General features: G+C 69.6%; 9 protein-coding genes. 6 read left to right on the top strand and 3 right to left on the bottom strand.

The window, feature by feature from the left end:
- Nucleotides 1-82: 82 nt before the first annotated feature.
- Both ACFWGD_RS07820 and ACFWGD_RS07815 read left to right on the top strand, forming a co-directional pair.
- Entirely contained in the window at nucleotides 83-1,258 is a 1,176-nt protein-coding gene (locus tag ACFWGD_RS07820) for a DUF3068 domain-containing protein (protein WP_377778070.1), read from the top strand.
- 183 nt (nucleotides 1,259-1,441) lie between these two features.
- On the top strand, nucleotides 1,442-3,517 hold the full coding sequence (locus ACFWGD_RS07815; protein ID WP_377778069.1) for a hypothetical protein: 2,076 nt from the start codon (nucleotides 1,442-1,444) through the stop codon (nucleotides 3,515-3,517).
- A gap of 339 nt (nucleotides 3,518-3,856) precedes the next feature.
- Here ACFWGD_RS07815 and ACFWGD_RS07810 read toward each other — a convergent pair whose 3' ends face one another.
- Nucleotides 3,857-5,038, bottom strand: a complete 1,182-nt coding sequence (locus ACFWGD_RS07810) for a glycosyltransferase family 4 protein (RefSeq protein ID WP_377778068.1) — start codon at nucleotides 5,036-5,038, stop codon at nucleotides 3,857-3,859.
- Between the two features lie 92 nt (nucleotides 5,039-5,130).
- Here ACFWGD_RS07810 and ACFWGD_RS07805 point away from each other — a divergent pair, with 92 nt between their 5' ends.
- The 4 genes from ACFWGD_RS07805 (at nucleotide 5,131) to ACFWGD_RS07790 (ending at nucleotide 10,788) form a co-directional block, all read left to right on the top strand.
- Nucleotides 5,131-6,000 (top strand): class I SAM-dependent methyltransferase, encoded by an 870-nt coding sequence (locus ACFWGD_RS07805; RefSeq protein ID WP_377778067.1) that lies wholly within the window; start codon nucleotides 5,131-5,133, stop codon nucleotides 5,998-6,000.
- Nucleotides 6,001-6,144: 144 nt separating this feature from the next.
- On the top strand, nucleotides 6,145-7,380 hold the full coding sequence (locus tag ACFWGD_RS07800) for an acetyl-CoA C-acetyltransferase (protein ID WP_377778066.1): 1,236 nt from the start codon (nucleotides 6,145-6,147) through the stop codon (nucleotides 7,378-7,380).
- 74 nt (nucleotides 7,381-7,454) lie between these two features.
- Nucleotides 7,455-9,659, top strand: a complete 2,205-nt coding sequence (locus ACFWGD_RS07795) for a 3-hydroxyacyl-CoA dehydrogenase NAD-binding domain-containing protein (protein WP_377778065.1) — start codon at nucleotides 7,455-7,457, stop codon at nucleotides 9,657-9,659.
- Nucleotides 9,660-9,966: 307 nt separating this feature from the next.
- The gene (locus ACFWGD_RS07790) at nucleotides 9,967-10,788 is read left to right on the top strand and encodes a GDSL-type esterase/lipase family protein (RefSeq protein ID WP_377778064.1); all 822 of its coding nucleotides are present in this window, start codon (nucleotides 9,967-9,969) and stop codon (nucleotides 10,786-10,788) included.
- A gap of 148 nt (nucleotides 10,789-10,936) precedes the next feature.
- Here the strand turns inward: ACFWGD_RS07790 and ACFWGD_RS07785 are convergent, their stop codons facing one another.
- Together ACFWGD_RS07785 and betT are read right to left on the bottom strand one after the other, a co-directional pair.
- Nucleotides 10,937-12,493, bottom strand: a complete 1,557-nt coding sequence (locus ACFWGD_RS07785; protein ID WP_377778062.1) for an aldehyde dehydrogenase family protein — start codon at nucleotides 12,491-12,493, stop codon at nucleotides 10,937-10,939.
- A complete protein-coding gene (gene betT, locus ACFWGD_RS07780; protein WP_377778061.1) occupies nucleotides 12,490-14,679 on the bottom strand; it encodes a choline BCCT transporter BetT in 2,190 nt (729 codons plus the stop codon). The genes ACFWGD_RS07785 and betT overlap by 4 nt, the downstream gene beginning before the upstream one ends.
- Nucleotides 14,680-14,869 lie beyond the last annotated feature (190 nt).

Raw genomic sequence — 14,869 nt, 5'->3', positions numbered from 1 at the left:
ATTTGATTTTGTCGTACCTTAGTTTCGGAACCTGCTAGGTTTTGCACGAGAAACCCGGAAGACGTAAGGGAAATCACTGCTCATGGCTAAAAGAACTCTCTCCCACCTGATGATCATCATCGGCGCCGCGCTGATCGTCATCGCGGTGCTGCTGCCGACCTTCCTCGTGCCCCGACTGAAGGTCATCCCGCTGGACACGGTCTCCACGACCGTCACCGAAGTCCGCGAAGGCGCCCTGCTCGACTCCGGCGCCCTCGCCGCCGGCGAGGTCGTCGACCCGCGCAAGGACGACCCGCGCTGCGAGACCGCCGAGGAAGGCGAAGGCGAAGGCGACGCCGGCGGCGCGCTGCCGCTGCACTGCTTCATCAACGATGAGGTGCCGCTGAAGTCCTCCCGCCACGTCCGCACCGAGGAGCCCTCCGACAAGGAGCGCGTCACCCTGGAGGCGGGCACCGTGATCATGCGCGAGGACCGCGACGAGCCGCGCAACCTGATCAACGCCACCGTCGACCGCATCACCCTGGACCGCGCCAACGCGTTCCCGGTGGATGAGCCGATTTCCTCCATCTCCGGCGCCGCCCCGGGCCAGGAGGGCGCCGACGAGCCCGTGCAGTTCACCCGCCCGGGCATCCAGTACCAGTTCCCGTTCGACGCCGAGAAGAAGTCGTACCCGTACTACGACGCCATCGGCCTGGACCTCTTCGAGATCGACTTCAAGGAGGAGGAGCAGCAGGACGGCGAGACCGTGTACAAGTACTCCATGACGGTTCCCCCGCAGAACCTGTACGAGAACACCCGCGCCCACGCCACCCGCGATGGCCGCGAGCTGACCAAGGCGGACGAGTCGTCGCTGGCGTCGCTGCGCCTGAAGTTCCCGGCCGAGGTCTGGGGCCTGGAGGGTGAGGACGAGGTCGAGATGGACCGCTACTACACCACCACCCGTACCGTCCGCGTCGAGCCGACCACCGGCATGATCGTCAACGGCACCGAGGAGATCTTCCAGTTCTACGCCCGCGATGACGCCGAGGCGAAGGAGATGGTGACCGAGGAGGGCCGCAAGAAGGAGGCCGAGGAGCGCAACCGCACCGCGCTGGACTTCTCCGGCCAGTGGAGCGAGGAGACCAAGAAGAACCAGCTGGCCAAGGCCAAGGATTCGAAGTCCGCCCTGAACATCGCCGGCACCATCGTGCCGTGGGTGCTGGGCATCATCGGCCTGATCCTGGTGCTGCTGGGCATCCGCTCGCTGCGCCGCTCCTAGTCGCTTCGGTCGGTCCGGGCCAGTACCAGTCAGTCCGGGCCGCCGATCGCTCACGGGTTTGCGCCCGCCCACCGGTTTTCTCCGGTGGGCGGGCGTTTTTCGTGCCCCGGGTTTCTTGCTTGACGACGCCCACCTCCCCGCCACCCGGCCCCGCCATCCGGGTGCCCCGATAGACTCGTCGCCGTGGATGAAGCCGTGGGGACGACCGAGCGCGCGGGGGGTGCCGCGATGGGCGCCGCCACCCGTGCCGGGCGCACCGGCCGCGATGCCCGTGACCGCGTGAATGTCTCTGCGTTGCGCGCCGAGCGCACCGGCCGGTTCATCGTCGTCGGCTGGACCTTCCTGCTCGTCGCGGCGGTGCTGTGGCCGTTCGCGTTCCCGGGGATGCCGATGCTGCGGGACATGGTGGTGCCGCCGAATCCCGCGCTGACGGATGCGGCGTGGGGCCTCGGCGAGTCGGCCGCCCGCGCCGCGCCGCAGGATGCGCTGCTGGCATTGGTCGGCGGGGTCGCCGACGCGGGGATGGTCGTGCGCGTGCTCATGTTCGCGGCGTTGGCCGTCGGTGGCGTCGCGGCCGCGGAGCTGGTCCGGCGGACGTTGGGCGCGGGGGTGGTCGGGCAGATCGCGGCGGTGACCATGCTGCTGTGGAATCCGTTCGTCGTGGAGCGCCTGTTGCAGGGCCAGTGGTCGCTGGTGTTGGCGATGGCGCTGTTGCCGGCCATCGCGTTGGCCTCGATCGCGGCGGCCCCGTGGTGGCGGGCGACGGCGATGGCCTGCGCCGGATTGACGCCGACCGGGGCCCTGCTGGGCATTGGCGTGGCGGTGGTGGCCGCGCGGTCGTGGCGCGACCGGGCCATCGCCGTTGTGACCGGAGTCGTGGTGTCCCTGCCATGGCTGGTGCCGACCGTGCTCGGCGCGCTTGCTGGCGCGGGCGGTGGCGCAGGCGCGGGGTCCGGCACCGGCACTGGCGCAGGCTCCGGCGCGGGCTCCGCAGCTGGCGCGATCCTCGCCGATCCCGCCGGCGCCGCGGCTTTCGCGGCGCGTGCCGAGCAGTGGGTCGGCACCCTCGGCGCCGTCGCCGGGCTCGGCGGGATCTGGAATCGGCAGGCGGTGCCCGATGCCCGCGAGACCGGCCCTGCCGCACTCGCCATCGTCGCCCTGCTGGCGCTGTTCATCGTCGGCGCGAAGATGGCCTGGGGCGCCGGCGGACCGCATCGCACCCATCGCTCCGACCGCCGCCGCCCCGATCACCTTTCCTCCGGCCGCCGCCGCTCGGATCACCTTTCCTCGGACCGCCGCCCGGCCCCCCTTTCGCCGGAGCACCACCGCCGCTCGGACCGCCGCCGCCTCATCGTGTTGGCCGTCGCCTCCGTGCTCGTCGTCGCCGCGATGGCCACCCCTCCGGGAATCGCGCTGATGGCCTGGGCGCTGGAAACGATTCCGGGCGCGGGACTGGCTCGCGATGCCCAGAAATGGGTGGCCTTCGCGGTGCCGGGGTACGTGATCCTCGCCGCCGCCGGCGCCGAAACCATCGCGCGGCAGATCCCCGACCGGCGGCGGTGGTTGGCGGCGACGTTCGCGGTCGTCGTCATCATCGCCGCGGTGCCGGACCTGCCGCGTGCCGTGGCCCCCGTGAAGCCCGTCGCACCGTGGCCGGGGTGGAGCGCGGTGTCCGGTCTGGTGGCCATGGACGACTCCGCGGTGGCGGTGCTGCCCGCCGGCCCGTACCGGATCATCGATGGCCGCCCCACCTACGATCCCGCGGTGAAGACGCTGCCCGCCCCCGTCGTGGCCACCGGCGACCTCGTGGTGTCCGGGGTCAGCGTCGGCGGCGAGGGCACCACCGCGGCGACGGTGGAAAATGCCCTGCTCAATCCGCTAGATGTCGGCGCGGATGCGGTCACCGCACCCGATGCCGCCGCGCCCGAGAATGGTGCGCCGGAGAATGATGCGCCGGGGAATGGTGCGCCCGAGAATGGTGCGCCGGATGGAGTCGGCGCCGCGATCACCACGCTGCGGAACAACGGTGTCGGGTGGGTGCTGGTGGAGAGCTCTCCGGGCGAATTCGGGGATTCCACCCGCGTCCTCGATCGCCTCGAGGTCGTCTACTCCGACGCCCACCTGACGCTGCACCGGGTGCCCGGCGCGATCGCCCCGGTGGAACCCGCGGACCGCACTCCCGCGTGGGTCGCGCTGCTGGCGTGGGTGGCGATGGCGCTGGCCGGCCCGATCCGCGGCCTCCTCCCGACTCGGCCCTGACTCGGCTCTGATTCCACACCGCCTTCGGCCCGCCTCCACACCGACTCCGCGGCGACTCCGCACCGCCTCCAGCCCGCCTCCGCACCGACTCCGCCCCGTCCCGGCCCCACAGATAGTGCTCCAGTGACCAAATAGACGCGGTGTGCCGCATCTATCTGTTCACTGGACGTCTTTCTGGGGTCGAGCGGGGCCGAAAACCGCTCCGCGCCCGCCAGACACCTACGTTTCGGCCAGATACTCACGTTCAAACGTAGGTACCTGGCCGAAACGTAGGTATCTGCGCCGGAGAGGGGGCGGGACAAGGCGGGAGGGCGCGAGACGAGGTGGCGAGGCGGCCGGTTACGTGGTCGCCGCACCATCCGCGCCGGCCGCGACGTCGTGAAGCACCTGCTCCACTGCCCGGGCGGTGGCGTCCCAGCTGAAGGTCTCGGCGCGGGTCTTGGCCTCGGCACCCAGGAACGATCGCAGCTCCGGGTCCGCGACGATGGACCGGGTGGCCTCGACGAGGCCGGCGGGAGTGTCGGCGAGCAACCCGGTCACCCCGTCGACGACGGAATCGCGCAGCCCCGCCGACGACCGGTACCCGACCGTGGGCACGCCGTGCTGGGCGGCCTCGATGACGGCCAGCCCCCAGCCCTCCTTGCGCGACGGCATGACGTGGACGCAGGCGCGGGCGAGGATCAGGTGCTTCTCCTCCTCGGACACCTGCCCGTGGAAGACGACGCGGTCCTCGATGCCCTGCTCCCGCGCGTAGGCGAGCAGCTCGTCGGACCACCAGCCGGACCCGACGACGTCGAGGACGGCGCCGGGGTACGCCGGGTCGAGGGCGGCGAGGGCGTCGATGGCGTGCTCGATTTGCTTGTGCGGCACCAGCCGCGACAGCGTGACCAGGCGCGGGCCCCCGTCGACGGCGCAGGGGTCGGCGGCGGCGGGGGCGTTTTCGGCGCCCACGGCGACGTCGGGCACGGGGTCGACGCCGTTGCGGATGATGGAGATCCGGTCGCCGTCGACGCCGAGCCCGCGCAGGTCGTCGGCGCTGGGCCTCGACACGGTGATGTACCGGCACGACCGCTGCACGGCCGGCGCGAGCGTCGATTCGACGAACCAGCCGAAGCGCCCGACCAGCTTGCCGGCCACGGGCCACTGCTCGCGGTGGCAGTGGTGGGTGAGCACGACGGTCGGCCGCCCGGACACGACGGAGGCGAAGAAGGGGATGCCGTTTTGGGTGTCCAGCACGACGTCGGGTCGCCCGCCGAGCGCCCGGGCGATCGGCCCGACGCCGATCCTCGCGGCGAGCATCGCTCCCCAGGCGCGGACGTAGACGGAGAAGTTGCCGCCGCCGCGGGAGTACCGCACGCCCGCACGCTGGGACTTCTTCGGTGCGCCGGGGTAGGCGGCGGTGCGGAACGCGACGCGGTGGCCCTCCCGCGCGAGGTGTTCGGCGACCCGCTCGAGGTAGCGCTCGCTGCCGCCGCCTTCGGGGTGGCCGGTGTCGCGCCAGCACAGCAGGAGAACCTTCATGGGGGCAACCATAATCCCCGGGCCGGGCGCCCACGGCCGCTTCCCCCGGATTCGGCGCCCTGGGACGGTGGGCGTGGAATAGGGTCGGGGGCGTGAGTTTCACGCCGCCCGCGCTGTCCGCTTTGCGCTCCCATTGCTCCCTTCGCCGCTCGTTCGGCTTGCTCGGCGATTTCAAGTACGAGCAGTCCGACCCCGATCGCTTCTACGGCCATCTCGCCGCGGACACGGTCGCCCTTTTGGAGGGCATCGCCGCCGGGTCCGGGTTGCCGCGCTCGGGTGATTCTTGCTTGACGACGGCCACCGGGGACGCCGGGACGTCGTCAAGCAAGAAAGAGGCGGGAAACGCGGAGGCCTCTCCCCTGACGGGCACCCGGATTCTGGACGTCGGAGGGGGGCCGGGGTACTTCGGCAAGGCGTTCGCCCGGCGCGGCGTGGACTATTTCACGTGCGAACCCGACGTCGGCGAGATGGCGGCGGCGGGCATCCGGCTCGATTCGTCCGTGCGCGGATCGGGGCTGGAGCTGCCGTTCCGCGATGGGGCGTTCGACCTGACGTACTCGTCGAACGTCGCCGAGCACGTCGCCGAACCGTGGCGGATGGGCCGCGAAATGCTGCGCGTCACCGCGCCGGGCGGACTGGTCGTCTACTCGTACACCGTGTGGTTCGGGCCCTTCGGCGGCCACGAGATGGGGATGACGCACTACCTCGGCGGCGACCGGGCGCGGCGCATGTACGAGCGCAAGCACGGCAAACGGCCCAAGAATTACTACGGCGAGTCCCTCTTCGAGGTCGGCTGCGCCGAGGGACTGGCGTGGGGACGCGAGATGGAGCGCGCCGGGCACGCCGAGCTGCTCGCCGCCTTCCCCCGCTACCACCCGTGGTGGGCATGGTGGATGACCAAGGTGCCCGTGCTGCGCGAGGTCGGGGTGTCGAACCTCGTGCTGGTGCTGCGGAAGAAGTAGGTGGCGGTGCGGTTTCAGCCGGGGTGCGGGGGCACCCGCAACGGCGTTAAGCGTGGTTAATCGGTCGACCACGTAGATATTTTCACATATGTCGTTATAGTGACGTGAGACACTCTTCGCCGACATGTGAGGACACCACACACCATGACCAACGCCAGCATCCCCGCGGGTGGCGAGGCCTTCATCTACGAGGCCCTCCGCACCCCCCGAGGCAAGGGCAAGAAGGACGGCTCCCTCCACGAGGTCCGCCCCCTGAGCCTGCTCGTCGGGCTGATCGAGGAGATCCGCCGCCGCAACCCGGGCCTGGACGAGGAGCGCATCAACGACATGGTCGTCGGCGTGGTCACGCCCGTCGGCGACCAGGGCGCCGACATCGCCCGCACCGCCGCGCTCGCCGCGGGCCTGCCCAACCGCACCGGCGGCGTGCAGATCAACCGCTTCTGCGCCTCCGGCCTCACCGCCATCAACATGGCCAGCGCGAAGGTCCGCTCCGGCATGGACGAGCTCGTCCTCGCCGGCGGCGTCGAGTCCATGTCGCGCGTGCCCATGATGTCCGACGGCGGCGCGTGGGCCATGGACCCGCAGGCGTCCTTCGCCACCGACTTCGTGCCGCAGGGCATCTCCGCCGACCTCATCGCCTCGCTGGACGGCTTCACCCGCGAGCAGCTCGACCAGCTCGCCGTGACCTCCCACGAGCGCGCCAAGAAGGCGTGGGACGAGGGCCGCTTCAAGGATTCCGTCGTCCCGGTCGTCGACCAGAACGGCCTGACCATCCTCGACCACGACGAGACCGTCCGCCCGGGCACCACCGTCGAGTCGCTCGGCGGCCTGCGCCCGTCGTTCGCGCAGATGGGCGAGATGGGCGGCTTCGACGCCGTCGCGCTGAAGAAGTACACGCAGCTGGAGCAGATCAACCACCTGCACCACCCGGGCAACTCGTCGGGCATCGTCGACGGTGCCGCCCTGACGCTGGTCGGCACCGAGAAGGCCGGCGCCGACATGGGCCTGACCCCGCGCGCCCGCATCGTGGCCACCGCCGTCAACGGCGTCGAGCCGACGATCATGCTCACCGGCATCGAGCCGGCCGTCCGCGAGGTCCTGGGCAAGGCCGGCCTCGGCGTCGACGACATCGACGTGTGGGAGATCAACGAGGCCTTCGCCGCCGTCGTCCTCCACGCGCAGCAGAAGCTGGGCATCCCGGACGAGAAGCTGAACGTCAACGGCGGCGCGATCGCCATGGGCCACCCGCTGGGCGCCACGGGCGCCATGATCACGGGCGCGGCCATCGACGAGCTGCACCGCACCGGCGGCCGCTACGCGCTGATTTCGCTGTGCATCGGCGGCGGCATGGGCGTGGCCACCATCATCGAGCGGGTCTAGGCCCGGTCCCACCCGCCGGCACTTCACACCCGGCACATCAAACGCAGAACACAGGTTTACAGGGAGATCACCACATGACCGACAACATGTTCCGATGGGACCGCGCCGACGACGGCATCGTCACGCTGACGATGGATGACCCGAATGCGCCCGTCAACACCATGAACCAGACGTTCCAGGACGACATCCGCGCCACGGTGGAAAGGCTCGAGCAGGAGCTTTCCGACGGCCCGGAGGCGGCGGGGATCAAGGGCATCATCCTGGCTTCGGCCAAGAAGACCTTCTTCGCCGGCGGCGACATCAAGCAGATGTCCCAGGTCGGCCCGGAAGACGCGCAGTCGATGTTCGACATGGTGCAGCACATGAAGGAGTCGCTGCGCCGCATCGAGAAGCTGCCGGTGCCCGTCGTCGCCGCGATCAACGGCGCGGCGCTGGGCGGCGGCCTCGAGGTCGCGCTGGCGGCCAACCACCGCATCGCCGCCGACGCGCGCGGCTCGAAGATCGGCCTGCCCGAGGTGTCGCTCGGCCTGCTGCCGGGCGGCGGCGGCATCACCCGCGTGGTCCGCATGATCGGCATCCAGGACGCGCTGATGAAGGTCGTGCTCACCGGCGCGCAGATGAACCCGGCCAAGGCCCTCAAGACCGGCCTGGTCGACGAGGTCGTCGCCCCGGAGGAGCTGCTCGACCGCGCCCGCGCGTGGCTGCTGTCCGATGACGCCGTCGCGGAGCAGCCGTGGGACGTCAAGGGCTTCAAGATCCCGGGCGGCGACCCGAAGAACCCGAAGTTCGCGGCCAACCTGCCGTCGTTCCCGGCGAACCTGACCAAGCAGCTCAAGGGCTCGCCGATGGTCGCCCCGCGCCGCGCGATGCAGGCCGCGGTGGAGGGCGCGCAGGTCGACGTCGACACGGCTCTGACCATCGAGTCGCGCTACTTCACCGAGCTGGTCACCGGCTCGCAGTCGAAGAACATGATGCAGGCGTTCTTCTTCGACCTCAACCACTGCAACGGCGGCGGTTCCCGCCCGCTGCAGGAGGACGGCACGCCGTTCCCGAAGACGGAGTTCAAGAAGGTCGGAGTCGTCGGCGCGGGCATGATGGGCGCGGGCATCGCGTACGTCTGCGCGAAGGCCGGCATGGACGTCGTGCTCAAGGACATCTCCATGGAGAATGCCGAGCGCGGCAAGAACTACTCCGAGAAGATCGAGGCGAAGGCGCTGGAGCGCGGCCGCACGACGGAGGAGAAGTCGGCGCAGCTGCTGGGCCGCATCACCCCGACCGATTCCTACGACGATCTCTCCGACGTCGACCTGGTCATCGAGGCGGTCTTCGAGAACACCGACCTCAAACACAAGGTCCACGCCGAGATCGAGGCCGCGGTGCCGAAGACGGCGATCCTGGGCTCGAACACCTCGACTCTGCCGATCACCGAGCTGGCCTCCCACGTGGAGCGCACGGGCGATTTCATCGGCCTGCACTTCTTCTCCCCGGTGGACAAGATGCAGCTGCTGGAGATCATTTCCGGCGATGAGACGGACCCGAAGACGCTGGCCGCGGCGCTGGACTTCGCGGTGCAGATCCGCAAGATCCCGATCGTGGTCACCGACTCCCGCGGCTTCTACACCTCGCGCGTCATCGGCACGGTCATCAACGAGGCCATCCGCATGGTCGCCGAGGGCCACGAGCCCGCGACGGTGGAGGCCGCCGCGCGCCAGGCCGGCTACCCGGCCGCGCAGCTGCAGCTTGCCGACGAACTGAACCTCAAGCTGATGAAGAAGATCAGCGAGGAGAACGAGACCGCCGCCCGCGATCGTGGCGAGACCCTCGACGACGGCGGCGTGTCCACCCTGGTCAACCGCATGATCGAGGAGTTCGACCGCCCGGGCAAGCTCGAGGGCCGCGGCTTCTACGAGTACGAGAACGGCCGTCGCGCCGGCCTGTGGGAGGGCCTGCGCACCGAGCTCGGCGCCGGTTCCATCGACCCGGATGACGTGGTCATGCAGGATCTCATCGACCGCATGCTGTTCATCGAGGCCGTGGAGACGCAGAAGTGCGTCGACGAGGGCGTGGTCCTCCACGACGCCGACGCCAACATCGGCTCGATCTTCGGCATCGGCTACCCGGCGTGGACGGGCGGCACGCGCCAGTTCATCAAGAACTACGACGGCACCGGCGCCGACGGTTCGGAGCAGCGCGGCGTCGCCGGCTTCGTCGCCCGCGCCGAGGAGCTGGCCGGCAAGTACGGCGAGCGCTTCGCCCCGCCCGCCTCGCTCAAGGGTTAATCGCCATGGGTTGATTGCGCTGGGCCACGCGCACATCCGCGATTGACCCGGGGCGGGCGCGGCATTGCCCCGCTGCCCGCCTCCAGGACCGACACCGGCCATCCGCATTACCGCGGGTGGCCGGTTTCGCCGTATCTCTGGTCGGTCCCGCACCACTGGACTAGACTCGCATCACGCGCCCCATGCGTCACTTCAGTTACATTCACCCCCTGACTTTTATAACGGCACGGCAACGATTAGGCTGTGCACGTTGTTATCGTGGCCGGAATCAACCGGTTGCGTCGTCGTCACCCCCGAAGGCAGCTCAATGCGAATCCGTACCGTTCTGGCAACCCTCGCCGCGACCGCCGTCGCCGCCGTGTCCCTCCCGATGGCCGCGCAGGCCGCGCCCGGCAACACCGTCGTCTTCGGCGACTCGCTGCCGGCCAACCCGACCGTCGGCGACTGGATCAAGTCGAAGACCGGCGCGCCGATCCCCGGTGGCCGCGTCAACGAGCTGAACTGCGGCACGGACTTCCTGTTCTCCAACGCGGTGGGCGCCGGCAACGGCACCCCGATCTCCGATTACACCTGCGCCGGCGCGTCCTTCCGCACCGGCGGCATGCGCATCATCGACCAGATCAACCGCGCCGCCGAGACCGGCGCGCTGGACGGCGGCACCCGCCAGGTCGTCATCCTCGCGGGCGCCAACGACACGTACCCGTACATCCTGAACGACCGCATGCCCATGCCGCAGATCCAGGAGAACCTCCGCGCCGCCGCCCGCGACGCCATCAACCGCGCCAAGCAGATCGCCCCGCAGGCGCAGATCAAGATCGCCGGATACCCGACCATCTCGGGCCCGAACGGCGAGGTCTGCCTGGTCAACACCGGCGGCGTCGGCGTGCCCACCCCGGCGGTCAACCTCCGCGAGATCGAGGATCGCCTCGACGCCGGCCTGGCCCAGGCCGCCGGCGACACCGGCGCGAAGTTCGTCGGCATCAAGGGCATCACCGCCGGCCACGGCACCTGCGACTCCGACAACTGGGTCGTCGGCATCATCGACGACAACATCGGCGACTACAACCTGTTCGTCCACATGACCAACCACGGCGTCCAGACCGTCGGCCACCACATCGGCCGCGCCTAAGACGCACGGGCCCGGCGCCCGCCGCCTCTGACCGGCGGCGCACGGACGGGGAACGACGACGCCCCGCACGCCGCCGCCGAGCACACGAGAACCCCACCACCCGAAAGGGCGGCGGGGTTCTTTTCGCGGTGCCGGGGCCCCGCGATTCCTAGCGGCGGTCCTCGAACCAGCCGGTCACCGCGGGAGCGGTGTTCTGGTAGATGTGCTTCTGCTCGGTGTACTCCTCGAAGCCGGTCTCGCCCAGCTCACGGCCGAAGCCCGACTGGCCCATGCCGCCCCACTCCGCCTGCGGCAGGTACGGGTGGAAGTCGTTGATCCACACCGTGCCGTGGCGCAGCTTGCGCGACACCCGCTCGGCGCGGGACGCGTCGGAGGTCCATACCGCACCGGCGAGGCCGTAGATCGTGTCATTCGCGATCTCGATGGCCTCCTCCTCCGAGGAGAAGGTCTCCACCGTCACGGTGGGGCCGAAGGCCTCGTCGTGCACGCAATCCATCTCGCGGGTGCACTGATCGATGACGGTGGGCAGGTAGAAGAAGCCGTCGTCAAGCGAACCGGAGCCGTCCGCCGACGGGCCCGTCGCCACCTCGCCACCGCAGCGGATGCGGGCACCCTGCTCGCGGGCGCGATCGACGTACGCGGCGACCTTGTCGCGGTGCTGCCCGGAGATGAGCGCGCCCGTCTCCGCCTTCTCGTCGAAGGGGCCGCCGAGGGCGATGTGCTGCGCACGCTCGGCGAGGTCATCGACGAACTTCTCCGCGATGGACTCCTCCACGATGATGCGCGCACCCGCCGAGCAGACCTGGCCCGAGTGGACGAAGGCGCCGTTGAGGGCGTTGTCCAGGGCAGCCTCGTAATCGGCGTCGGCGAAAATGACGTTCGGGTTCTTGCCGCCGAGCTCCAGCGCGATCTTCTTCACCGTCTTCGCCGCCTCCGACGCGATGGTGCGGCCCGTGACCAGGCCGCCGGTGAAGGACACCATGTCCACGCGGGGATCGGACGACAGCGGGGCGCCGGCCTCCGCACCCGCGCCCGTGACCAGATTGGCCACGCCCGCGGGCAAGCCCAGGTCATCGAGGAGCTGCAGCAGCAGGATCGACGTGTGCGGCGTCAGCTCCGCCGGCTTGAGCACGAAGGTATTGCCCGCGCCCAGGCACGGCGCGACCTTCCACGCCACCTGCAGCAGCGGGTAATTCCACGGCGTGATCAGGCCGCACACGCCCACCGGCTCGCGGACGACGCGGGAGGCCACCGTCGGATCGCCGGCGTCGACGACGCGGCCGGCGTCCAGGCCCGCGAGCTTCCCGAAGTACTGGAAGCACGCGATGATGTCGTCCATGTCCGCCTCGGACTCCGGCAGGCGCTTGCCGGTGTCCAGCGACTCGGCGCGCGCGAACTCGTCGCGGCGCTGCTTGATGCCGTCGGCGACCTTGAGCAGCAGCTCACCGCGGTCGTAGGCCGACCACGTGGACCAGGTGCCCTCGCCCTCGGCGTCGAAGGCCGCGCGGGCCGCGGCGATCGCACGGTCGGTGTCGGCGGCCGCGGCCTCCGACACGTCGGCGACGTGCGCGCCATCGGCCGGGCACGTGATGGCGCGGGTCTCGCCGGAGCCCGCCGGGCCCCAGGCGCCGTCGATGAACAGGGTGGCGGGGGTGGTGCCGGTGGCTGCGTTGCCGGAGGTGGTGGCTGCGTTGGCCTCGGTCATCGGTTCTCCTTCGCGTTGGCGGTGGTGGTGTCGGTGACGTAGTCGTCGGTCCACTCGCGGACGGGGTCCGCGGAGTCCGACAGATCCGAGTTGCCCGGGAGATCGGCCTGCAAGTGCAGGAACTCCAGGTGCCGCTCGTAGAGATCCAGGACGTCCTCGATGATCTGCGTCCCTGTGTACCCGTAAACGTCGTATCCCAGCGACCCGGTCAGGGTGAACACCTCGAGGCGGTAGTAGGTCTCGTCGGCGTCCCGGTCCAGGTGGATGCGGCCGGCGAACGACGGCGTGGGGTGCGCGGTGGGATAGACCTGGTAACGGAAATCACGCTCGTCGCCGAAGCGGACGAGCAGGTCCAGCTGGTCGATGCCGGCCTCGTCGACGGTGTCGCGGGTCAGCGTGACGTCGGCGCCGCGCTCGCGGATGGCCTCGGCGACCTCGGTCAGCGCGGGGGCGACGACGTCGTCGATGTGGCGGCGGGACTGGCGCGCGCCCGGGAACGTCATCGCGCGGGACAGGCGCTGGCGCCAGTTGCCGCCGGCGCCGTCGGTGCGGCCGGAGATGGCGCCGCGGATGGTGCGCGTCGCGGAGTCCTTCTGCAGCATCTCCAGCCGCAGCGACGTGAACAGGCCGTACATGATCAGGTAGATGACCACGGCGAACGGCAGGCCCATGACGATGGTCGCCGACTGCAGCGTGGGGATGCCGCCGACGAAGAGCATCGCGATGGTCAGCACGCCGACGACCACGGCCCAGAAGATGCGCGACCATGCGGGTCCGTCCTGGCGGGTGTCGGTGATCTTCGAGGTGAAGTTGCTCATCACCAGCGCAGCGGAGTCCGCGGAGGTGATGTACAGCAGCAGGCCGATCAGGGAGGCGACGCCGGCGACGACGAGGCCCGCCGGGTACTGCTCGAGCAGCAGGTAGAACGCGCGCTCGGGCATGTCGACGGCCATTTGGCCGAACTCGTCGTCGCCGCCGAGGACGAGGTCGAGGGCGGAGTTGCCGAACACGGAGACCCACAGCAGCACGAACACGAACGGGATGGTCAGCGTGCCCACGATGAACTGCCGCAGGCTGCGGCCGCGCGAGATGCGCGCAAGGAACAGACCGACGAACGGCGCCCACGCGACCCACCAGGCCCAGAAGAACAGGGTCCAGGCGTTCATCCACTCCTGCGCGTCGGAGAACGCGTAGGTGTCCATGGTCATGGAGGGGAACTTGGACACGTACTCGCCGATGTTCATGACCAGCGCGTCGAACAGGAACGCGGTGCGCCCGGTGATGAGGATGTACAGCATCAGGCCGATGGCCAGGCCGACGTTGAGCTCGGACAGGCGGCGGATGCCCTTGTCCACGCCGGATACGGCGGAGATGGTGGCCACGCCGACGGCGACGACGATGAGCGCGATCTGCATCGGGATGTTCTCGGGCAGGTCGAACAGGACCTTGAGGCCGTAGTTGAGCTGCACGACGCCGATGCCCAGCGAGGTGGCCACGCCGAAGACGGTGCCGAGCATCGCGGCGATCTCGACGGCGTCGCCGGCGGGGCCGTGGATGCGCTTGCCGATGATCGGGTACAGCGCTGACCGGATGGTCAGCGGCATGTTCAGGCGGTAGGCGAAGTAGCCGAACGCCATGCCCATCAGCGCGTAGAGCGCCCAGCCGGTCACGCCGTAGTGGAACAGGGTGAACACGACGGCCTGGCGGGCGGCCTCGATGGTCTCGGCGTCGCCGGTCGGCGGCCCGTAGTACTGGGCGACCGGCTCGGCGACGGAGAAGAACAGCAGGTCGACGCCGATGCCGGCGGCGAAGAGCATGGAGGCCCACGAGAACAGGTTGTACTGGGGCTTCGCGTGGTCGGGGCCGAGCTTGACCTTGCCGGCCTTGGACGTCGCGATCCAGATCATGAACAGCACGGCGGCGGTGGCGGTGACCACGTAGAACCAGCCGAGGTTCTTCGACACCGTGGCCACGATCGCGGCGAGGGTGTCGGCGGCGTTGTCGGGGGCGAGGATCGCCCACAGCGCGATGGCGATGACGCCAATGCCGGAGATCAGGAACACCGGCAGGTTCACCGACGGCGATTCGGGTGGTTCGGCCGCCGTCGCGGGCAGGTGCGGGGCGTCGCGCTCGGGGTCGGCCGTGCTTGACGACGTCTCGCGCGCAGAAGTTGGTCGTTCATTCATAGGAAGAATCCCTCGGTTGACTGATGACCGTACAAGTGTAGGACGTTCATTAACGCAGCCTGTGTGACAAGCAGCATATGACAACATAAATGCCGGTCTGACCAGCAGGTTTACGCAGGCATTGATTCTCATTGCCAGCAACGACATTGGCACGATCCATCGGGGTCATGTCATCCTTTCCGGGAAAACG

It is taken from the genome of Corynebacterium sp. NPDC060344, assembly GCF_042725215.1.
Taxonomy (GTDB): Bacteria; Actinomycetota; Actinomycetes; order Mycobacteriales; family Mycobacteriaceae; genus Corynebacterium.
Note: the sequence above shows the minus strand (reverse complement) of the source record. Positions and strands in the feature narration are given on the sequence as shown.

Coding starts and splice junctions, on each gene's coding strand:
- ACFWGD_RS07820 (WP_377778070.1), top strand. CDS start 83: ATGGCTAAAAGAACTCTCTCCCACCTGATGATCATCATCGGCGCCGCG.
- ACFWGD_RS07810 (WP_377778068.1), bottom strand. CDS start 5,038: ATGAAGGTTCTCCTGCTGTGCTGGCGCGACACCGGCCACCCCGAAGGC.
- ACFWGD_RS07800 (WP_377778066.1), top strand. CDS start 6,145: ATGACCAACGCCAGCATCCCCGCGGGTGGCGAGGCCTTCATCTACGAG.
- ACFWGD_RS07795 (WP_377778065.1), top strand. CDS start 7,455: ATGACCGACAACATGTTCCGATGGGACCGCGCCGACGACGGCATCGTC.
- ACFWGD_RS07790 (WP_377778064.1), top strand. CDS start 9,967: ATGCGAATCCGTACCGTTCTGGCAACCCTCGCCGCGACCGCCGTCGCC.
- ACFWGD_RS07785 (WP_377778062.1), bottom strand. CDS start 12,493: ATGACCGAGGCCAACGCAGCCACCACCTCCGGCAACGCAGCCACCGGC.
- betT (WP_377778061.1), bottom strand. CDS start 14,679: ATGAATGAACGACCAACTTCTGCGCGCGAGACGTCGTCAAGCACGGCC.